Below are 19,467 nucleotides of genomic sequence, written 5' to 3'. Positions count from 1 at the left end.
AACACACATGAGCGTGAAAGACGCTTTGCGCGAGCAGCGGATCGAGACGCCGTCGTGGGCGTACGGCAACTCCGGCACCCGGTTCAAGGTGTTCGCGCAGCAGGGAGTTCCGCGCACGCCGTACGAGAAGATCGACGACGCGGCGGTGGTGCACAAGCTCACCGGAGTGGCGCCGACCGTCGCGTTGCACATCCCGTGGGACCGCGTCGACGACTTCGGGAAGCTGGCCGAGTACGCGCGGGATCGTGGTGTCGCGCTGGGAGCCATCAACTCCAACGTCTTCCAGGACGACGACTACAAGCTCGGCAGCGTCTGCCACCCGGACCCGCTGGTGCGGCGCAAGGCGATCGGGCACCTGCTCGAGTGCGTCGACATCATGGACCAGACGGGGTCGCGCGATCTCAAGCTGTGGTTCGCCGACGGCCTGAACTACCCGGGTCAGGACAACATCCGGTCCCGTCAGGACCGGCTCGCCGAGGCGTTGCGGGAGACCTACGCGCGGCTCGGCGCCGACCAGCGGATGTTGCTGGAGTACAAGCTCTTCGAGCCCGCCTTCTACACCACGGACGTGCCGGACTGGGGCACCGCGTTCGCGCACTGCCAGCAGCTGGGCGACCGGGCGCAGGTCGTGATCGACACCGGGCACCACGCGCCCGGCACGAACATCGAGTTCATCGTGTCGTTCCTGTTGCGGGCGGGCAAGCTCGGCGCGTTCGACTTCAACTCGCGCTTCTACGCCGACGACGACCTGATGGTCGGTGCGGCCGACCCGTTCCAGCTGTTCCGGATCATGCACGAGATCGTGCTGGCCGACGCGCTGAAGCCCGCGGCCGGCATCGCGTTCATGCTCGACCAGTGCCACAACCTGGAACCGAAGATCCCGGCGATCATCCGCTCGGTGCTCAACGTCCAGGAGGCCACCGCGAAGGCGCTCCTCGTCGACCACAGCGCGTTGGACGCGGCGCAGCAGGCAGGTGACGTGCTGGAGGCGAACGCGGCGTTGATGGACGCCTACAACACCGACGTGCGGCCCCTGCTGCGGGAACTTCGTGAGGACATGGGGCTGGACCCCGATCCGATGGCCGCGTACCGGCGATCGGGGTACGCCGAGCGGATCGTCGTGGAACGAGTCGGTGGCGAGGCCGCCGGGTGGGGTGCGTGATGAGCCAGGTCGAAGCGCTGCTGGGCCGGAGCAACCGGCTCGGCGCCGATCCGCGCAACACCAACTACGCGGGCGGCAACACCTCGGCCAAGGGGTCCGTGACCGACCCCGCCACCGGGCAGCCCGCGGACGTCATGTGGGTCAAGGGATCCGGTGGTGACCTGGGCACGTTGCGGGAGTCCGGGCTCGCGGTGCTGCGCCTGGACCGGCTGCACGCGCTGACCGAGGTGTATCCGGGGGTCGAGCGCGAGGACGAGATGGTCGCCGCGTTCGACTTCTGCCTGCACGGCAGGGGCGGCGCGGCGCCGTCGATCGACACGGCCATGCACGGGCTGGTCGACGCGGACCACGTCGACCACCTGCACCCGGACGCCGGCATCGCGTTCGCCACGGCCGCGGACGGCGAGGCGCTGGTCAAGGCGTGCTTCGGCGACCGCGTCGTGTGGGTGCCGTGGCGGCGGCCCGGTTTCCAGCTGGGACTGGACATCGCCGCGGTGAAGCGGAACAACCCGCAGGCGATCGGCGTGGTCCTGGGCGGGCACGGCATCACGGCGTGGGGTGCGACGAGCGACGAGTGCGAGGCGCACTCGCTGGAGATCATCCAGACCGCGCAGCGCTACCTGGACGAGCACGGCCGCGCCGAGCCGTTCGGACCGGTGGTGCACCCCCCTCTGTCCCTTGAGGACCGTCACGGTCGCGCCGCCGAGCTCGCACCGGTGATCCGCGGCCTGGCGTCCACCGACAGCCCGCAGGTCGGTCACTTCACCGAGTCCGAGGTCGTGCTCGACTTCCTCGCGCGGGAACGGCATCCGGAGCTCGCGGCGCTCGGCACGTCGTGTCCCGACCACTTCCTGCGCACCAAGGTCCGGCCGCTGGTGCTCGACCTCCCCCCGGCCGCGCCGCTCGAAGACGTCGTGAAGCGGTTGAAGCAGCTGCACGAGGCCTACCGCGAGGACTACCGGTCCTACTACGAGCGCAATGCCGAGGCGGACAGCCCCGCGATGCGCGGCGCCGACCCGGCGATCGTCCTCGTGCCGGGGGTCGGCATGTTCAGCTTCGGCCGCGACAAGCAGACCGCGCGCGTGGCCGGCGAGTTCTACGTGAACGCCATCAACGTGATGCGGGGCGCCGAGTCGGTCTCGCGGTACGCGCCGATCGACGAGCGGGAGAAGTTCCGCATCGAGTACTGGGCCTTGGAAGAGGCCAAGCTGCGACGGATGCCGAAGCCCAAGCCGCTGGCGACCCGCGTCGCACTCGTCACCGGTGGCGGATCGGGCATCGGCCGCGCGGTCGCCGAACGGCTGGCCGCCGAGGGCGCGTGCGTGGTGGTCGCCGACCGCGACGGTGAGGCCGCGCGTGCGGTCGCGGAAGGCATCGGCTCCTCCGACGTGGCGGTGCCGGTGACCGTCGACGTCACGGACGTGCCGGGCATCGCCGAGGCGTTCCGGGCGGCGGTGCTCGCGTTCGGCGGCGTCGACCTGGTGGTCAACAACGCCGGGCTCTCGATCTCCAAGCCTCTCGCGGAGACGACCGAGGCCGACTGGGACCTGCAGCACGACGTGATGGCCAAGGGGTCGTTCCTGGTCTCACAGCAGGCCGCCAAGGTCATGCGCGCTCAGGGCATGGGCGGTGACATCGTCTACATCTCCAGCAAGAACGCGGTCTTCGCCGGCCCGAACAACGTGGCGTACGGGGCGGCCAAGGCGAACCAGGCGCACCAGGTCCGCTTGCTGGCGGCCGAACTGGGCGAGGACGGCATCCGCGTCAACGGCATCAACCCGGACGGCGTGGTCCGCGGCTCGGGCATCTTCGCGGGCGGCTGGGGTGCCCAGCGCGCCGCCGTCTACGGCGTGCCCGAGGACGAGCTCGGCGCGTTCTACGCCCAGCGCACGCTGCTCAAGCGCGAGGTGCTGCCCGAGCACGTGGCGGCAGCGGTGTTCGTTTTGACAGCAGGCGATCTGTCACTGACGACCGGCCTGCACGTGCCGGTGGACGCCGGTGTCGCAGCGGCGTTCCTGCGATGACAGCGGTAGCGGCCGTCGACCTCGGCGCGTCCAGCGGCAGGGTGGTGCGCGGGGTCGTCACCGACGGCACCGTGCACATCGAGGAGGTGCACCGGTTCGCGAACGGCCCGGTGCACCTGGACGGCTCTCTGCACTGGGACCTGCCCGCGCTCTACCACGAGGTGCTCACCGGCCTGAGGCTCGCCGGAAACGTGTCCAGCATCGGCATCGACAGCTGGGCGGTCGACTACGGCCTGCTGGACGCGTCCGGCGAACTGCTCGGCAACCCGGTGCACTACCGCGACTCCCGCACCGACGGCACCAAACCGCAGGAAGGCCTGTACGAGCTGAACGGCCTGCAGTTCCAGCCGTTCAACACGATGTTCCAGCTCATGGCCGAGCCACTGCTCCCCCATGCGTCCCGGCTCCTGCTGATACCCGACCTGCTCTCGTACTGGCTGACCGGCCAGTGCGGCACCGAGTACACCAACGCCACCACGACCGGCCTCATCGACGTCCGAACAGGACAGTGGTCCGCTCTGCTCACCCAGGACCTCCCGCCCGGCCTGCTGCCGGACCTCCGCCACCCCGGAGACCTCGCCGGCACCTTCAAGGGCACCCCCGTCAACGCCGTCGGTTCGCACGACACCGCGTCCGCCGTCGTCGCCGTGCCCGCCTCCAACGACCGTTTCGCCTACATCTCTTGCGGCACCTGGTCCCTGGTGGGCGTGGAGCTCGACTTCCCGGTCCTCTCCGCCGAGAGCCGGGCCGCCAACTTCACCAACGAGGGCGGGGTGGACGGCACGATCCGCTACCTCCGCAACGTGATGGGCCTGTGGCTGCTGCAGGAGTGCCTGCGCTGCTGGGACACCTCGCTGGAGCCGCTGCTGACTGAGGCAGCGACCGCGACCGGTTCGGTTTTCGACCCCAACGACCCGGTGTTCCTCCCGCCTGGCGACATGCCCGCGCGAATCGAACGCGCGTGCGGGAAGTCCCTGTCGCGACCGGAGATCGTCCGGTCCATTCTGGACAGTCTCGCCGCCGCGCACCGCGATGCGGTCGCGGACGCCCAGCGGTTGTCCGGCAAGGAAGTCGAGGTCGTGCACATCGTCGGCGGCGGCTCGCACAACGAGCTGCTGTGCCAGCTCACCGCGGACGCGTGCGGCTTGCCGGTGGTCGCCGGACCCGCCGAGGCCACCGCGCTGGGCAACGTCCTGGTGCAGGCACGCGCGGTCGGCGCGGCGCAGGGCACCCTGCGGGATCTGAGGAAGCTCGTGCGGGAGTCGCAGCCGTTGCAGCGCTATCTCCCCCGCTGACAATGTCGAATGTCGATTCCCGATTCGACGCGGTCAGCGGCTGTCTCTTCCTCCGAGCGTGAATGACCCCGACGACCTTGGGGTCGAGCCGGTAGCTTGGGCGGATGCGCAGGCGCTCGTTCCTCGGTCTCGCCGCCACCGGCGTGCTCGTCCCCGCCACCGCACAGGCCTCGGGCCGCGCGCGCTGGGTGAACACCTGGACGTCCATGCCGCAGCTCACCGAACCCGGCAACATGCCGCCTCCGCCGTTCACGCGACCGGGCCTGGTCATGGCCGACGCGACACTGCGCCAGACCGTCCGGGTCACCATCGGCGGGCGAAGGCTGCGGCTGCGGTTCAGCAACGCGTTCGGCGGCGCGATCCTGCCACTCACCGCGGTCACCGTCGCCCTCCCGGAGGACGGCCGCGCGGGCGCCGGCGCGATCCAGCCCGACACAGTGCACCGGGTGACCTTCAACGGCCGGTCCTCTGTGGACGTCGCGGCGGGCGCGCTGATCGTCTCGGACCCGCTGGACTTCACCCTGGTTCCAGGCACCAACCTCACCGTGACCGCCTATCTCGCGCAGGGGCAGGCGTCCAGCGAGATCACCTCGCACCCCGGCTCCCGCACCACGTCCCACCTGCTGGCAGGCAACCACACCGAGGCCGCCGATCTGCCCGGCGCGACCCCCACCGACCACTGGTACTTCCTCAGCGGCGTCGAAGTGCTGTCGACCGCGTCCGGTGTCGTGGTGATCGGTGACTCGCTGAGCGACGGCCGCGGTTCCACCACCAACGGCAACGACCGCTGGCCCGACCGCCTCGCCGACCGCCTGAAGGGCGGGGTCGCCGTGCTGAACCAGGCCGCCGGCGGCAACCGGGTGCTCGCCGACGGCCTCGGCCCCAGCGTGCTGGCCCGGCTCGACCGCGACCTGCTGGCGCAGAGCGGGGTCCGGTGGCTGATCCTGTTCGAGGGCGTCAACGACATCGGCACGGCCGACTCCACCGAACCAGCGCAGAAGACGGTCGCCGACAACCTCATCGCCGGCTACCGGCAGATCCTCGAGCGCGCCCATGCGCACGACATCAAGGTGTACGGCGCGACGCTTCTGCCGTTCGGCGGCAGCGGTTACGACGCCGGCTTCCGCGAGGACGCCAGGCGAACGGTGAACAACTGGATCCGCTCGAACCACTTCGACGCCGTCCTCGACTTCGACGCCGCCGTCCGCGATCCGGCGAGTCCCCGGCTGCTGCTCCCCGCCGCGGACGTCGGCGATCACCTGCACCTCAACCCCACCGGCTACCGCATGCTCGCGGAGGCGGTACCGCTCAAGCTCTTCCGCTGACACGTCCACCGGCCGCTTCTCGGAGAGCCGCGGTGCCTACTCCGCGCTCTCGGTGTCGTCGTCCCCGTCGACGGTCCGCCGGTATTCAGGATGATCGTGGTCCATCAACCTCGCCAAGTGCACCGGCACGGGATAACTGGTCCGCCCGTCCCAGGAAACGGAGTGGTCGCACAACCTCGCTGCCGCCACGGCGTACCGCACCAGATCGGAGTCCGCTCCCACGACCACGATCTCGGTGGTGGAGTGGGCATACCACGTGTTCCTGCCCACCTCGGCGCTCGCGGACCAGCGCCCCGCGTCAAGCCCGATACGACGGGGTTTCGTGTTGCCGGCGAACTGGCGCGGAACATTTGACAGGATCCAGGTGTTCGCCGAACCGTCCAGCTGGTGCAATGACCGGGTGGTCTTGCCGATGCGCTGACCGTTGTCGGCCTTCGGGTCGGCGATGCGCACCTCGACCGGCCGGGGCAGATCACGACTCCCAGAGGTGATCCGCACGACGGCCCGAGGGCGCAGACCAGCAACCGGTCCCCAGCCCGGCAGGGCGAGGCGGCCGTTCACCAGGCAGGAGGCATCCGGTTCGAGGTCAAGGTTCTTGTTGGCCAGCAACGGATACAACGATCGCGCGCTGTCGCCGGAGACCATCACCACGTAGCCGGCCCCAGTGGCGATGTGCCGCTGCAGCGAACCGAGCGCGGCGTCGATCGTCGTGACCAGGACCTCGTCCTGCCGCTTTCCTCCCGGCAACGGGCTCGCCCGGAACGCCGCGTTCGCGGTGAAGTAGTCGTGCCACCCGACCTCGGTGCCCGTCTTCCGCTCCCGCACCGCCTGATACGCGAGAACCCTCCAGTAGTCGCCATCCGGAATCGTGGCGACCAGCGACCAGCTCAACTTCGGTCGACCGCTGGTCCACGCGTTTCCACGCTGCTCCCGCACATGCAGCCCGACGTACGTGACAGGTTCCTTCGTCCCCATCGGCCCGAAGGACAACGCCTTCGTCATACGCGGGTGGACCAGACCCGCGACCCGCATCAGGTCGGCCAGTGCGGCGTGGCCGCGGAAGTCTGCCGCCGGCTCGTGAACCGGCCGTGCTTCCGGTGCGGTCGCCAGGAACTGTGCCAGTACACCGCGCCTCGCGAGCAGTTGGTTGACCAACGGTTTCGCGTCCTCGTCCGGGGTCTTGCCGTCGTACTCCGTCTCGCAGAGCGCCAGCACCCGCGTTCCGGCCGGCCCTACGAGGTGCGGAACACGGTTCACAGCGGCGAGCCGTTCGCCCTGCCTGCCGTGGACGAGCAGCTCCTTCGCGTGGTGGAAGACGATCTCCACCCCGGCGCCGACGTCGATCAGCTCGTCGTGAGGGCTGTCCTCGCCCAGGGACGCCTCCTTGAAGTGATGTCCGAGCAAACGCAGCACACGACTGCGAGTGCGTGGCTCGTAGTAGAGGACGAGAAGGCGCAACCGCTCGCAGCCGGAGGCCTTGATAACGCTCGACAGGGCGTTCTCTTCAAGAAGTTCAGTATCCCTCCCCTTCTCCGGATTTCGCCTGGCTTGCTTGGAGAACCTGTGTTCCTTCACCTCGGTTGCGGTGAGGTTCGGGACCTCCAGCGCCTCGGCGGCGTGCCGGCACAGCTCCCGCACGGTGTACATGCCCACACCGCGGCCGACCGGCCACCGCGCGGACATCGGCACAAGCGCGCGCAACCGTCGGGGTTCCCCGGTCAGATCGAGGTCGCCCGGGCCGAGCAGCTTCTCGCCGCTGAGCAGACGGGACACCGACAGGGCGATCCGACTCGTCGGCTCAATTCTTGTTTGCTCGCCCCAGCCTTCCACCCCAAGGGTGAGCAACGGCGCATCATCCCTTTGGTGAGCAAGCCACGCAGTGCGCGTGTTCCGCAGCCAACGGCTCAACCTCGCCACCGAGGGGTCCAGCACCAGCGCGGGCGTGCGCAAGTCCGGCAACGTCTGCATCGACAGCCTGATGCGCAAGGCGGCGTACTGGAGGCCGCTTTCCTTCGTCCAGGCATCCGACCACAACGCCTTCGGGTCCCACACCAGCAGGTTGCCGTCCGTGTCGACCCGGAAGGTCACTTCGCGGCCGTCGACCTGCCACGGCGTCGCGGCCAGTCGGCGACCAGCCTCCCAGGTCGCGGCCTCGTACACCCAGTTCGGCGCATCGGGCTGGTTGCCGACGTGGTGGACGTGATCCGCGAGCGACACCTCCTCGACGGTGCTTCCCGCAACCAGGTCCGCCAACTCGCTGACGTAGCGAAAAGTGATCTCGTCGTCGGGCACCCCCAGTACCGCCTGCTCCCACAGCACCACGGCATCGCGCAGATCTTGTTGGTCCAACGGCCTGCTGGCCACCAACTGTCGCGGCGCGTCCTTTCTACTGGTGGGAAAAAGGTTCACGAAGGCGCCGCTGTAGGCACGCAGCCCAGTCGCCAGCCCGGCGTAAGGGAGGTTGACGTTGGCGCGCACGCGTTCCCGGTAACGGGCCCGCACCTGCTCCCAGACCTCCACCACCGCGTCCGGAAGCCGGTAGACGTGGACCATGCCGTGCACCGTCCCGGTGAGCGGGTAGGCGAGCAATGCCAGTTTCTTGTCCGTGGTCACGAAGTCTCCTTGTCATCGATTCCCGCGAAGACCAACCAGGACTCCAGCGTCGAGCCGTAGATGCGCCTCAGTTCGCACTGTTCGACGGGGCTGAGGTTGTCGTAGTAGTAGCGGAGCAGGCGCCGCAGATCTGTGCCGAGCTTCTCGTCGTGGAACGCGTCGTCCACCAGGAAGAGCTCCACCGGCGTGCCGCCCCGCCGCGCCCGGCCGGCCAGCTGGATCATGTCGACGAGCATCCCGGCGACCGCCTCCGACTTGAGCGTCTTGCTCAGCCGGCTGAACCGCGGGTCGCTCGTGAGGATGTGGAACAACCGCGAGAACGCCCGTCGGCGTTGTTCGGTCCACTCCCCGACCGGATCCGCGCTCGGCCCGCCATCGCGCAACGCGTGGGCGTTGACGCTCGCGAACATCTCGGCGGACTCCGTGATCTGGGTCGGCGGGCGTACACACACCCACACGGACGCCAGGGCGGACTTCTGGCCGCCCGGCACGAGAATGTTGAGTCCGCGCGTCACCAGGCTCATCGGCGCGATGCAGACCTTGACCTGGGGGTGACGAGACGGCAGCAGCTCCAGGTCGTCGATCGTCAACGTGACGATGTCGGAGGGCAGCACCACCGGCGACGAGCCACCGTCCTTGGGGACGAGGACGGCCACCCAGCTGCTGTCGGGTGTCCTGCTCGCGACCCCGGCTGCGAGCAGTGCGGCGTGCCGGTAGGAGTTGCCGACCAGCATGCACCGCTCGCGGTCCGATCCCTGCGCGGCCAGCTCCTGCAGATGCGGGTCGAGGCGTTGGCGCCACAGCTGCGCACCCAGCTCCCTGACCGCGGCGTCCTTCCCCGACTCCATGCGGCCGCCGATCTTGATCGGCTCATCCAGCTCGTCGAGCGTTCTGCCGGATCGGGTGGTGAAGGCCCCCGGCTTGGCGTCGGTCATGGCGTAGGTGACGGGTGCCAGGACGTGCTCACGAGCGGCGCCGGGAAAGTAGGCGGTCGCGGAGAGCCCGAGGACCACCCGTTCGACTCCGGCGGAAGCCAGTGCGATGGTGCCACCCAGCTGCGCGATCGTGGTGTGCGGATCACCGCCGACCGCCTGCACGGACAGGGTCCCGCCCAGTCTGGGGTCGTCGACCCGCTCGACCCGGAACCCGAACAGCAGGTAGCCGAGCGGGCCGTACGGGATCGGCTGGTGCTGGGCGACGGTGCCCAGTTGGTCAGCCAGTGCCCTGGCCGCCGGCATCTCCGTTCCTGGTGCGGCGACGGCGAACATCAGGCCGGTCAGCGCCTGGTGCAACGCTCCGAGCCAGGTGCGCACCAGCAACGCGTTCACCACGTCCCGGCAGGTCTCGTCGCTCTTGACCTTCCGCGCGACCGTTTCCAGCAGCCGGTGCCGGATCTCCCGGAGGCGGTCCTCGCCGCTGTCGTTGCTGACTGCTGTGACCAGCAGGTCAGCCACCTTTCGCAACCACGCGGGCAGTGTCGCGGCGCCGGATGTGGCCGTGTCGGGGAAGATCTGGTTGAACTGCTGGTAGACCTCGTCCGACGCCGGTTCGGCCGGCTCGTCCTCGGTGGCGGGCCGAATGCCGAACAGGTGCTGGAGCAGAACCTGGTCGCGTGAGCCCGGCAGGTGCCAGCCGGAGTCCGCGCTGTCAGACGACCGGCGCGCCTGCGGGCGCTCGTCACCGAGCCACAGGTCGCCTTCCAGCACGTAGTTGAGGAACTGGTCGGCCAGGAACCGGGTGCGGGTCAACGGCGGCACGACAGCGCGGTCCTCCGCTGGCAGCAACGCCGCCCGATCGTTGTCCAACGTGACCAGCGGCAGCTCGACGGCCGTTCCACTGGCGGAGAGCCTTAGATGCCGGGCTCCCGCGTCGAACATGTTGCTCTGCAACAGGTCCACCTCGTCGATCAGCACCACCGCGCCCCGCCGCAACACGAACTCCCGCACCGGCAGACCTCTCAGCTCGGTGCCGTCGACGCTCACGGGAACGGGGATGGTGCCGGCCACGAAGTTGTGGTGGTTCGTGACGACGACGTCAGCGACCGCAGCCTGGTGAAGACCCTGATGACGATCGCACACTCCGGTGAACGGACAGGCATGCCGTGGCTGTGTCTTTCGCCTGCCCTTCGAGTCGGTCTCGTCGGACACCCGCCGCAGCTTGACGCACGGCTCGTCTCCGGCGACCGGCCGCGGTCCGTCGACCATCAGCCCGGCGAGGGCGCAGCCGTAACCCAAGGTGTCGAACCGGTCCCACTCGCCCCGGTCAGCGGCCTGCTCGGCCTTCTCTGCGAGCCGCCGCGGTGAGACGAGAGCGGCGCAGCGCAACGGTTTGCCCAGGACCGGCAGGTCCCTGTTGATCTTCTCGGCGGTTTCGACCGCCTCGTTCACGTTGCCGACCACAAGCGCCACCGACACCCCTGCGTCCGCGAGATGGATCGCGAGCAGTCGCATGAGGACGGACTTGCCGACCCCGGTGGGGGCGTTGAGCAGACGGATGCCACCCGGTTCCAGCACCAGCTCCTGGACGGCGGCGCCGTCGCTGTCCTGCAGACCGCCGAACAGCTCTTCAAGTCGGTGGACCCGCCATGGCTCCTGCTTGTGCAACTCGGTGATCCGCTGAGCCAGCTTCCGCAGCTCCTCCCCGGTCGCCCGCACCTGCGGCACCGCGGGAACGGTGTCGACGACGATCGGATCGATCGTCACGCCACCGCCCCTGAGCGGAAAGTCCACAACGGACTCACCGCGCCAGCCGAACTGCCACCTTCCCTCACCCGCGACAGGCAATGGCGTGCGGCTCTGCCCGTACTTGACCTCAGCGTCGTCGAGCAGGCGCGCCACGAGCTCCAACGGCCGCTGGCCGTGCCGTGCCACCACCACAGGAGCACCATCGTCGGTGCGATAGGGACTGTCCGGGTCCGCGCACATCTGACGAACAGCGGCGCGGAACCTGCGCGGCGCACCGATCTCGTTCGGCCGCACCCGCAGGAACCGGCCCATGAGCTGCCGGGTGTCCGCGGCCTGCGCCGACCAGCCGTGCCACCGGTGCACCAGGCCTGCGGCGATGAGCGCCGCGGCATCCACCGGCACGGCCGTGCGTCCGTCCTCGGGAAAGCCGAAGAACTCCTCGGCGAAGGCGCAGGCGATCTGGGTCGCGAGCCCGCTGGGACTGGTGCCGATCACGCCGTCCTCCCCGCAGCGTCAGCCAGTTCCTTCTTCAACTCCCGTGCCGTCACGATCCGGTAGCCGCACCCCTCGACCAGCTGCCGAAGCAGGTGCAGGTCCTTGCGCTGGTGATCAGGGATGACGATGACCAGGTCAGGCACGGCCGGAGGACGGGCACGCAGCGCCTCGCCCAACGCCCTCGGAGACGCCCACATCTTGGCATCCACGAACCATTCCTTTCCAGCCAGCTTGATCGCGAGGTCGTACAGGTCGCGGTCCGGCCACATGACCACCTTGTCGGCACGGAGACCGGTCGCGTGGTTCCGCAGTTCGCACTCCAGCAGGCCCGGCAGCGTCATGTAGCGCCACGCGATCCGGGACACCGCGAACGACTCACTCGTGGCCGGCTGGGCGTCGACCGGCGTCGCCGCCTCGCCGGTCGGCATCAGCCGGGGAGCCTCGCCCGCAGGGGTGTTGGTCCGGCAGCTGTACGACACCCCGTGGCGGAAATGCGCCTCGCACCGGACGTCCACCACCGAACCGGTGCCAAGCACCCGCATCGGCCACCGGCACGACGGGCACAGGAAGAACCAGCCGCGCAACTGTCGGCCCGGCAGCCGCGCGACCGGCTCGTAGAACTGCGGCAGCAGGCTGTCCCACGTTCGGCGCAGGGTGCGGAGATCTCCCGCAGGACGCTCGACGAGCTCGGTGCGCAACCGCGTGTACTCCCCCTGCGGAAGCCTCCGCAGCATCTCGAACAACCGCCGCTCCTCCTGCTCGGCGGCCACCCGCGGCCACGGCCAGTGCTCCTCCAGCGCCGCGGTGGGCACCAGGAACTCGCCGCACAGGTCCTCGGCCTCGTCGCTGAAGCTGCCGTCCTGGTCGAGCAGCTTCAGCTTCCCGATCCCGCTGAGGTCCAGGTCCTCCGGCAGCAGATCTTCGAGATGTCCCTTGAGCCCCTCGCGGAACACCGCCATCGTGGGTGCCTCGCCGACGGGATGAGCCGCGGAAAGCACGCCGAGGCAGCTCATAAGCACGCGTGCCTGGCGAGCACGCGGCACGGCGGGATCGCCGACGACCGACGCCGCCAGGCAGCACGCCGTCACGGCCTGGCCACGGCGTTGATCAGCGGGAGCACGGGTCGCCGAAACAGTCTCGGCCCAGCTTTCGACCACGAACGAACCTTTCTGAAACCCGTCACCGGATTGGCGAATTTGAGTCGGAAGCAAACCACAACCCATTAATCACTGCAATTGGTCAAATTCGGCGGAAATATGACATTTTTTGGACATTTTCATGACATGCGCGGGGCGCGCGTCGCCTCACAATCCGCACGTCTAATCTGTCGCCAACATCGCAGGTCTCCCTCCAGAGGAGTGATATGCAGCCGGAAAACGGCATCGTGGTCCCGTTGACCCTGGTCGACAGGAGCGGGCGGCGGATCGACCAGGGACCGGAGAAGGTGACGTTCGGCGCGATCCATCTCAGGCGATGGCAGGTGCACCCCGTGGCCGGGTCGAGCGCCACGTTCCCCGGTTCGGCCGCGCACCAGGTCAAGGTCAGCTTCGATGTCCTGCTCGACCACGACGCACCCTCGGTGCGCTGGTTCGAGGTCGGCTTCTGCCTGGCGGAAAGCGGGTCGACGATCGTGGCTGCGGTGCCACGAGGCGCCGTGGAACCGCAGCCGGAGACGTCGTACGGCCTCAGCCGCAACCTGGAGTTCGTCCCCGCGGAGGGCAGCACCGCGCTCGCGCACGTCCCGGCGACGGAGGGCCCGGTCCACGTCTACGGCGCATCCGGCGACCACATCCGTTGGCTGTACGTCGCCGCGACCGAAACCGGCGTTCGGCCGGGCTCCTATTCGGCTTGGATGGTGCTGCTCGCCCCTGCGGACCGCACCAGCGAGAAATTCCGGTTGACCGCCCGTTTCGACCCGGAACTCGCGGAAGGTGACGACTTCGGGGCGACCGGCACGTCGCGCGAGTTCTCCATCGAACTGACCGGGCCGACACTGGCACCTCAGGTCGACACCGCGTCGACAAGCGGTCCCGCAATCGGCCTTCCCGCACGTTCATCTCGCATCTTCATCTGTTATGCGCACGAGGACGAGGCGCACAAGAAATTGGTGAGGGACTTCGCCGACCTGCTGCGCGCGTGTGGCCTGGATCCGGTGATCGACCACGCCCACGAGGGCCCCCGCATGTCGTGGGATCACTGGGCACTCCATCAGATCCGCGGGGCCGACTTCATCGCCGTCATCGCCTCACCGGTCGTCAAAGCCGTCGGCGACGGTACGTACGAAGGCACTGACCGCGCGGGCATCCGCAACGAGCTCGGGATGATCAGGAACCTGGTGCAGAAACACCCCGACTGGGCGGGTCACCTCCTGCCGGTCGTCCTGCCCGGCCGCTCGGTGGACGAGATCCCGATGTTCCTGCACCCGCAGACCATGGATCACTATCAGGTCGAGGCCTTGATCGAGAGCGAACTCGGCACCCTGCTCAAGGCAATCGACGACACCGCGCCGTGGCAGGGATGGGAGCGGCCTTGACCGGCACCCTGCACGCGCTCTGCATCGGCATCGACAACTACCGCGACCCTGAGTTCAGGCCGATGCAGTTCGCGAGGCGCGACGCGCTGGCCGTGCACGCGTTGCTGACCGACAACTCGAGCGGCGACTGCGTCCTGCTTCAGGACGCGGAGGCCACGAAAGTCAGGCTGGTCACCGAACTCCACCGCCTCGCCGAGGTCAGCAGCGACGATGACGTGGTGTTCATCAGCTTCTCCGGTCACGGCACGCGGACGCGGCAACTCGCCACCTACGACGCGGTCCCGGGTCAGTTCGCGGACACCGCCCTGCCGCTGACGGAGTTCGTCTCACTTGTCCGGACGATCAAGGCCCGGCTGCTGGTCGTCGTGCTCGACTGCTGCTTCTCCGGTGGCGTGCTGGCGAGGGCGTTCTACGCGCCCGGCGACGACGGCAGTGTCGCCCGGTCGGACACGACCGGCGCGTGGGACGTGCTGAAGTCGATCAACGGTGATGGCCGGATCTTCCTCGGCGCGGCCTCTGCCGACGAAGAGGCGTTCGAACTGCCCCTCTACCGGCACGGAATCCTGACGCATCATCTAGTCCAGGCGCTCATGGGCGCCGGTGACGTCCTCGACGACAAGGGCAGGGTGTGTCTGACGTCGTTGGTGCGCTACGTGCAGGCGAAGGTCGGCGCGGAGGAGATCGGGACATGGAAGCGCCGTCAGCACCCGACCTTCGAGGGCACGATGCGCAGGCCCAGCTTCCTGCCGCTGCGACCGGGGCCGCGCTACCTGGCGATCGGCGACCACGCCCAGCCCCCTCCGGTCAACAAGGATCTGATGTCCCTCGTGCCACACGGCATCGACTCGGCGATGGCGAAACTGTGGCGCAACCGAGTCAGCAAGCTCAACAACATGCAGGTCAACGCCATCAACGCGGGCGGGCTCCTGCACGGGTGCAACGTCGTGGTCAGCGCACCGACCGCGAGTGGCAAGACACTCGTCGGCGAGATCGCCGCACTGCGCACGCTGGACGGCAACCGGAAGGCCGTCTTCCTGCTGCCCAGCCGCGCGCTCGTCAGCGAGCAGTACCAGCGGTTCCAGGCGACGTACGGTCCGCTCGGTCACCGGGTCGTACGCGCCACGGGCGGGCTGCGCGAGCAGGTCGGCGATCTCGTCTCGGGCTCGTTCGAGATCGCGGTGGTCACGTACGAGACCTTCATCGGCCTGTACTCCGCGCACCCGAAGCTGCTGGACCGGGTAGGTGTGCTGGTGGTCGACGAGATCCAGAACCTGCTGCTGCCCGACCGGGGCCCGCGGCTGGAACTGTTTCTCACCAGGCTGCGCAAGGCCGCCCAGCAGGGCCTGCCGATCCCCCAGCTCGTCGGGCTGTCCGCCGTGCTGGGCGACCAGCCTGACCAGCTGGCGGGCTGGCTGGGCGCGTACCCGGCCCGGCACGAGGAACGCACCGTCGAGCTCTCGGAGGGTGTGGTCGGTCCGGATGGCAGCTATCGCCATCGGGTACACGGTGGCGGGCAACAGGCGAAGGAGTCCACACAGCGGCTATTGGCCGCCTCGGAGGAGAACAGCCCCGGCCGCCTCGCTGAGCGCGTGGTCGAAACTCTGGTCGCACAAGGGAAACGCGTCCTGGTGTTCCGTGCGCGGCGCGCCGGTGCCAGCGACTTCGCCCGGCGACTCGCCCGGCAGCTCGGTCTGCCTCCAGCCAAGTCCACGCTCACCGCGCTGCCCCAGGGTGACGTGTCGCGGCTGGGCTTGCTCTTGCGCGACTGTCTGAAAAGCGGGGTCGCCTTCCACAACGCCGACCTCCTCGACGTCGAGCAGGAAGCCGTCGTGCGGGGTTTCGGCGACCGCGCAGGCGACATCCGGGTCGTTGTCGCCACCACGACGCTGAGCCAGGGCGTGAACCTGTTCGCCGACGCCGTGGTCATCTGTGAGCTCGACCATCCCGACCGGCCGTACACCGCTGACGAGTACCAGAACATGGCGGGCCGGGCCGGCCGTGACCAGCCTGGGCAGGCGTTCGTCGTCTGTGCCGGGGAGGACGAGGTGAAACGCGTCTGGCGCGACTACGTGAACGCCGAACCGCAGGTGGCTCGATCCGCGCTGATCGGTCCCGAACTCGATCTCGACGCTGTAGTTCTGACCGTGCTCAACGTGCTGGAAAAGGAAGAAGGCGGAGCCGACGCGGCGGGAGTCGCGGACTTCCTGCGGTGGTCGTTCGCCGCCTTCCACGAACGCTGGGACGACGCGCACAACCCGTTCTCCCTCGAACGGGTGCGGTTCGCTGTTGATGCCCTCAGCGAGGAAGGGTTCCTGGTAGCCGGCGGATGGCAGCTCACCCCGCTCGGCGAGACCGTCGTCCGCAGCGGACTTTCGGTCTCGTCCGCTCGCGCGCTGGCCGCCACGCTCAAGGACGTCTCCGCCACAGACCTGACCAGGATGACTCTGATCGGTGCCGCGCAGCTGGTCACGGAAGCAGACGACAGCAGATTCGCCAAGAAGTCCGCGAACTGGGACCGCGAGTACGACAGGTTCGCCCAGCAACTGGTCCGCCAGCTGTGTGCATCGGCGGTGGCGGGCGCGCTCCTGGGGCGGCGCAGTGAGAAAGGAGCCAGGACCGGACGGACCAGGCGCGCGATCGCGTGCCAGATGTGGTCGGCCGGCCAGCCGATCACCGAGATCGAGCAAGCCCTGTCGCTCTACCTGCGCCCGCAGGCGGGCATCCGTGACCCCGGTCCGATCGCGTACGCCGCCCGACGCACTGCCGACGTCATCCAGCCCGTCATCGACATCGCCCGGCACCTGCACCCGGACGCCGATCTCGGCGAACTCGCCGAGAACCTGCCGTGGCAGCTCTCGGCGGGGGTCGGCAAAGGACTCGCCCCCGTGGTCAGACACCTGAACCGCGCCGTCGATCGGGAGGTGTACCTCCGGCTTCGTCACGACAAGCTCACTGACGCGAACACCATCGCCGCAGCAGACGACGGCCAGGTGCTCCACTGTGCGGGCGGCGACGAGCTGCTGGCGGCATCCCTGCGCGCCGCGGCCGAGGCAGCGCTGGAGGAAGCGGGCCAACCGGCCCTCGACGACCTGATCGCCCCGCCGGAGGACTGACCCGAAGAGGACCTTCAGCGCGGGTCGGCCGGCTCCCAGCGGATCCCGCAGGAGCGGTTCAGCGTCAACCCGGTGAACTCGGCGTGCACCTCACCGACCACGTCCACGTCCAGCGGTTCCCTGGTGAACAAGGGGTCCGTGATGTCGATCGGGAGCTCGTTCTCGAGACGCCAGGCCCTGCTCGGTGCTTTGTCCGGCGAGAACCGCACCACGAGGTCGAACCGGTCGCACGGGCGGGTAGGTGTGCAGACGTAGTAGGGCGCGAACGTCGTGGGCAACCGCATGCGCATCACGACCGTGTGCTCCTCGCCGGTGCCAAGCGACCTGGGCAGGTCGAGATCGAACCTGACCCGTGTCGATCCCACTCGCTGCGGTGTCCGCAGCATCGCTCCGCGGATGACGTCGACTCCCAGGGTGGCCAGGTCGAGCGGCTGGTTCTCGGCGATGGTCATCGAGAAGTCGACGGCGGTCAGGTGTTCGGTCCTGCTGACGACACGGCGTTGCTCGATGACCTCGGTCCTCTCCGCCCCCAGCACCACGACGGTGGCGAGGTCCGCTGTGTGCCAAGTCCATTCAGGCTCGCGTTCGACGCTGTTCGACTGCGCGAATTCGATCAGCATCTCCGCGATTCGATCCATCAGGTGGTCCACGTGGCGGCGCGCGGTTCGCACGTCGCGTTCCATCTCGGCAGCCATTCGCGCTATTCGTTCCTCGAATCGCCGCTCGCCGCGGCCTTGCAAACCGAATGCCGTGGCCGCCGCGGATGCCAGGTGGCCCGGCAGCACCGCGACGACCGCGGCCAGTGCCTCGACGAGCTTCACGCGTTGCGCGGATTGACTGTCGGATTCGACGAGACCGCAGATCAGACGCAGTTCCGGGCCGATGCGCGTGGCTATGTCACGGGACTCGACGCCGTACCCCTTGCGCAGTGCCTTCAGTTCGGCAACCACTCGGACGAGTCGATTCGACGTCCCGTTCTCAATCATTCGAGTATTCCTCACGATCAGGCCTGAACCACCGCTTGTTGACCGGCTACTGACCTTATATCGCACATTTCGCCGGTTCACGATGGTGGCTGTTCCGAGGAAGTCCGTCCCCATCGAAAGGCGGTTCTCATGAACAACGTCGCGAAGACGCGCGGGGTGCGCTGGAAGGCGTTGCTGGTCGCGGTGGCGGCCAGTGCCACCGGCCTGCTCATGTCGGCCCCGCAGGCCTCGGCAGACGTGTCCGCGTTCTTCGGCCCGAGCTACATCGGATCGAACTCCGGCGGTGCCAACCTGCGCACGTGCGGGACCACCTCGTGCGGCGTCATCGGCTACAACGGCAACGGCACGTCGGTCACGATGCTGTGCTGGGCCGACACGCAGTGGGTCTACCCGCCCCAGTCCGACTACGCGTCGGCGCGCTGGTTCCGGATCGCGTCTCCGGCCGGCACCGGATGGACCCACTCCTCACTGGTGGAGAACCAGACCTCGGTGGGGCACTGCTGATCCGTGCGCCTGCACGGAGATGGGCGACTGCCGGTGCGGCAGTCGCCCATCTCCGTGTCCACACCACTAGCCGGGTAGCGAGAGTCCACGGCCCAACTGCTGACCGCAAAGCCGTGCGGTCTGTTGCGTCGCGTTCATCAGCGCCAGAACGCTGGTGCTTTTCGAGTCGGCGATCGCGTCGAGTGCCTCCGCGTCCGACTTGAGCTGCTCACCGCCCTCGTAGCGACCGGCCACACTGGACAACGTGCCGGCATCGCTGAAGATCGCGTTGTCGAAGATCCCGTTGGCGTTGCTCACACTGTGCGCGAGGTCCTGGAAACTCTCACACACCTCGTCCTTCGTGGTCGGCCCGAACGAGCAGCCGGTGAGAGCCACGGACACCACGATCATCAGCAACATTCCTCTCATGGCGGTCACCAGATCCACAGCACGAAACGGCCACCGCGAAAGAGGTAGACCGAGTACATCGCGCACAGGGCGCCGGGGATCAGCAGACTCGCGTTGACGTCGAAACCCAGGTACAGGCCGACTGCGGCGAGGATCGCGTAGTACACCCAGGCGATCGAACGGCGCCGTCGCCTCGGGTTCTCCTGTTGTGTTTCCTGTGTTCGTGATTCTTCCACTGCGGCCTCCGGATGGTCGGGGTCTTCATTGCCTCCCCGCTCGTCATCGGACGGCGTGCGACGCCGTTAACGACCTGCCGCGGTTGTCACGGAACTGCCCGGCTTCTGGG

Annotated in this window: 13 protein-coding genes; 7 read left to right on the top strand and 6 right to left on the bottom strand. The window is 68.5% G+C overall.

Translation table 11 applies throughout. The features are described from left to right. Positions 1-7: 7 nt before the first annotated feature. The 4 genes from rhaI to PV646_RS29755 all read left to right on the top strand — a co-directional run bounded on the left by rhaI (position 8) and on the right by PV646_RS29755 (position 5,806). A complete protein-coding gene (gene rhaI / locus PV646_RS29770; protein ID WP_500345599.1) occupies positions 8-1,162 on the top strand; it encodes an L-rhamnose isomerase in 1,155 nt (384 codons plus the stop codon). Further along, positions 1,162-3,186 carry a bifunctional aldolase/short-chain dehydrogenase gene (locus PV646_RS29765; protein ID WP_500345598.1) on the top strand — a complete coding sequence of 675 codons (2,025 nt, stop codon included), beginning with the start codon at positions 1,162-1,164 and terminating at the stop codon, positions 3,184-3,186. Before rhaI ends, PV646_RS29765 begins: the two co-directional genes overlap by 1 nt. Next, complete coding sequence (locus tag PV646_RS29760) at positions 3,183-4,481, top strand: rhamnulokinase (protein WP_500345597.1); 1,299 nt, start codon at positions 3,183-3,185, stop codon at positions 4,479-4,481. The genes PV646_RS29765 and PV646_RS29760 overlap by 4 nt, the downstream gene beginning before the upstream one ends. A 104-nt stretch (positions 4,482-4,585) precedes the next feature. Next, positions 4,586-5,806 carry an SGNH/GDSL hydrolase family protein gene (locus tag PV646_RS29755; RefSeq protein ID WP_500345596.1) on the top strand — a complete coding sequence of 407 codons (1,221 nt, stop codon included), beginning with the start codon at positions 4,586-4,588 and terminating at the stop codon, positions 5,804-5,806. 36 nt (positions 5,807-5,842) lie between these two features. Here PV646_RS29755 and PV646_RS29750 read toward each other — a convergent pair whose 3' ends face one another. The 3 genes from PV646_RS29750 to PV646_RS29740 are packed head-to-tail and all read right to left on the bottom strand — an operon-like array spanning position 5,843 to position 12,755. Continuing rightward, positions 5,843-8,419, bottom strand: coding sequence for an RNaseH domain-containing protein (locus PV646_RS29750; protein ID WP_500345595.1), 2,577 nt, complete (start codon positions 8,417-8,419; stop codon positions 5,843-5,845). Further along, entirely contained in the window at positions 8,416-11,598 is a 3,183-nt protein-coding gene (locus PV646_RS29745) for a hypothetical protein (RefSeq protein ID WP_500345594.1), read from the bottom strand. Before PV646_RS29745 ends, PV646_RS29750 begins: the two co-directional genes overlap by 4 nt. Then, positions 11,595-12,755 (bottom strand): restriction endonuclease-related protein, encoded by a 1,161-nt coding sequence (locus PV646_RS29740; RefSeq protein WP_500345593.1) that lies wholly within the window; start codon positions 12,753-12,755, stop codon positions 11,595-11,597. Before PV646_RS29740 ends, PV646_RS29745 begins: the two co-directional genes overlap by 4 nt. Positions 12,756-12,961: 206 nt before the next feature. Here PV646_RS29740 and PV646_RS29735 point away from each other — a divergent pair, with 206 nt between their 5' ends. Together PV646_RS29735 and PV646_RS29730 are read left to right on the top strand one after the other, a co-directional pair. Next, positions 12,962-14,131, top strand: a complete 1,170-nt coding sequence (locus tag PV646_RS29735; protein ID WP_500345592.1) for a toll/interleukin-1 receptor domain-containing protein — start codon at positions 12,962-12,964, stop codon at positions 14,129-14,131. Continuing rightward, entirely contained in the window at positions 14,128-17,244 is a 3,117-nt protein-coding gene (locus tag PV646_RS29730) for a DEAD/DEAH box helicase (RefSeq protein WP_500345591.1), read from the top strand. Before PV646_RS29735 ends, PV646_RS29730 begins: the two co-directional genes overlap by 4 nt. 14 nt (positions 17,245-17,258) lie before the next feature. Here the strand turns inward: PV646_RS29730 and PV646_RS29725 are convergent, their stop codons facing one another. Continuing rightward, the gene (locus PV646_RS29725; RefSeq protein WP_500345590.1) at positions 17,259-18,194 is read right to left on the bottom strand and encodes a hypothetical protein; all 936 of its coding nucleotides are present in this window, start codon (positions 18,192-18,194) and stop codon (positions 17,259-17,261) included. A 165-nt stretch (positions 18,195-18,359) separates the two neighbouring features. Between PV646_RS29725 and PV646_RS29720 the strand changes: the two genes are divergently transcribed. Beyond that, the gene (locus tag PV646_RS29720; protein ID WP_500345589.1) at positions 18,360-18,734 is read left to right on the top strand and encodes a hypothetical protein; all 375 of its coding nucleotides are present in this window, start codon (positions 18,360-18,362) and stop codon (positions 18,732-18,734) included. 66 nt (positions 18,735-18,800) lie between these two features. Here PV646_RS29720 and PV646_RS29715 read toward each other — a convergent pair whose 3' ends face one another. Both PV646_RS29715 and PV646_RS29710 read right to left on the bottom strand, forming a co-directional pair. Further along, the gene (locus PV646_RS29715) at positions 18,801-19,142 is read right to left on the bottom strand and encodes a molybdenum ABC transporter substrate-binding protein (protein WP_500345588.1); all 342 of its coding nucleotides are present in this window, start codon (positions 19,140-19,142) and stop codon (positions 18,801-18,803) included. A gap of 5 nt (positions 19,143-19,147) precedes the next feature. Beyond that, positions 19,148-19,288 carry a hypothetical protein gene (locus PV646_RS29710; RefSeq protein WP_500345587.1) on the bottom strand — a complete coding sequence of 47 codons (141 nt, stop codon included), beginning with the start codon at positions 19,286-19,288 and terminating at the stop codon, positions 19,148-19,150. Positions 19,289-19,467 lie beyond the last annotated feature (179 nt).

Origin of the sequence: Streptomyces sp. ID05-26A, from assembly GCF_033794685.1 — a bacterium.
In the GTDB taxonomy this organism is placed as follows: Bacteria; Actinomycetota; Actinomycetes; order Mycobacteriales; family Pseudonocardiaceae; genus Lentzea.
This window is presented reverse-complemented; position numbering and strand designations above follow the sequence as displayed.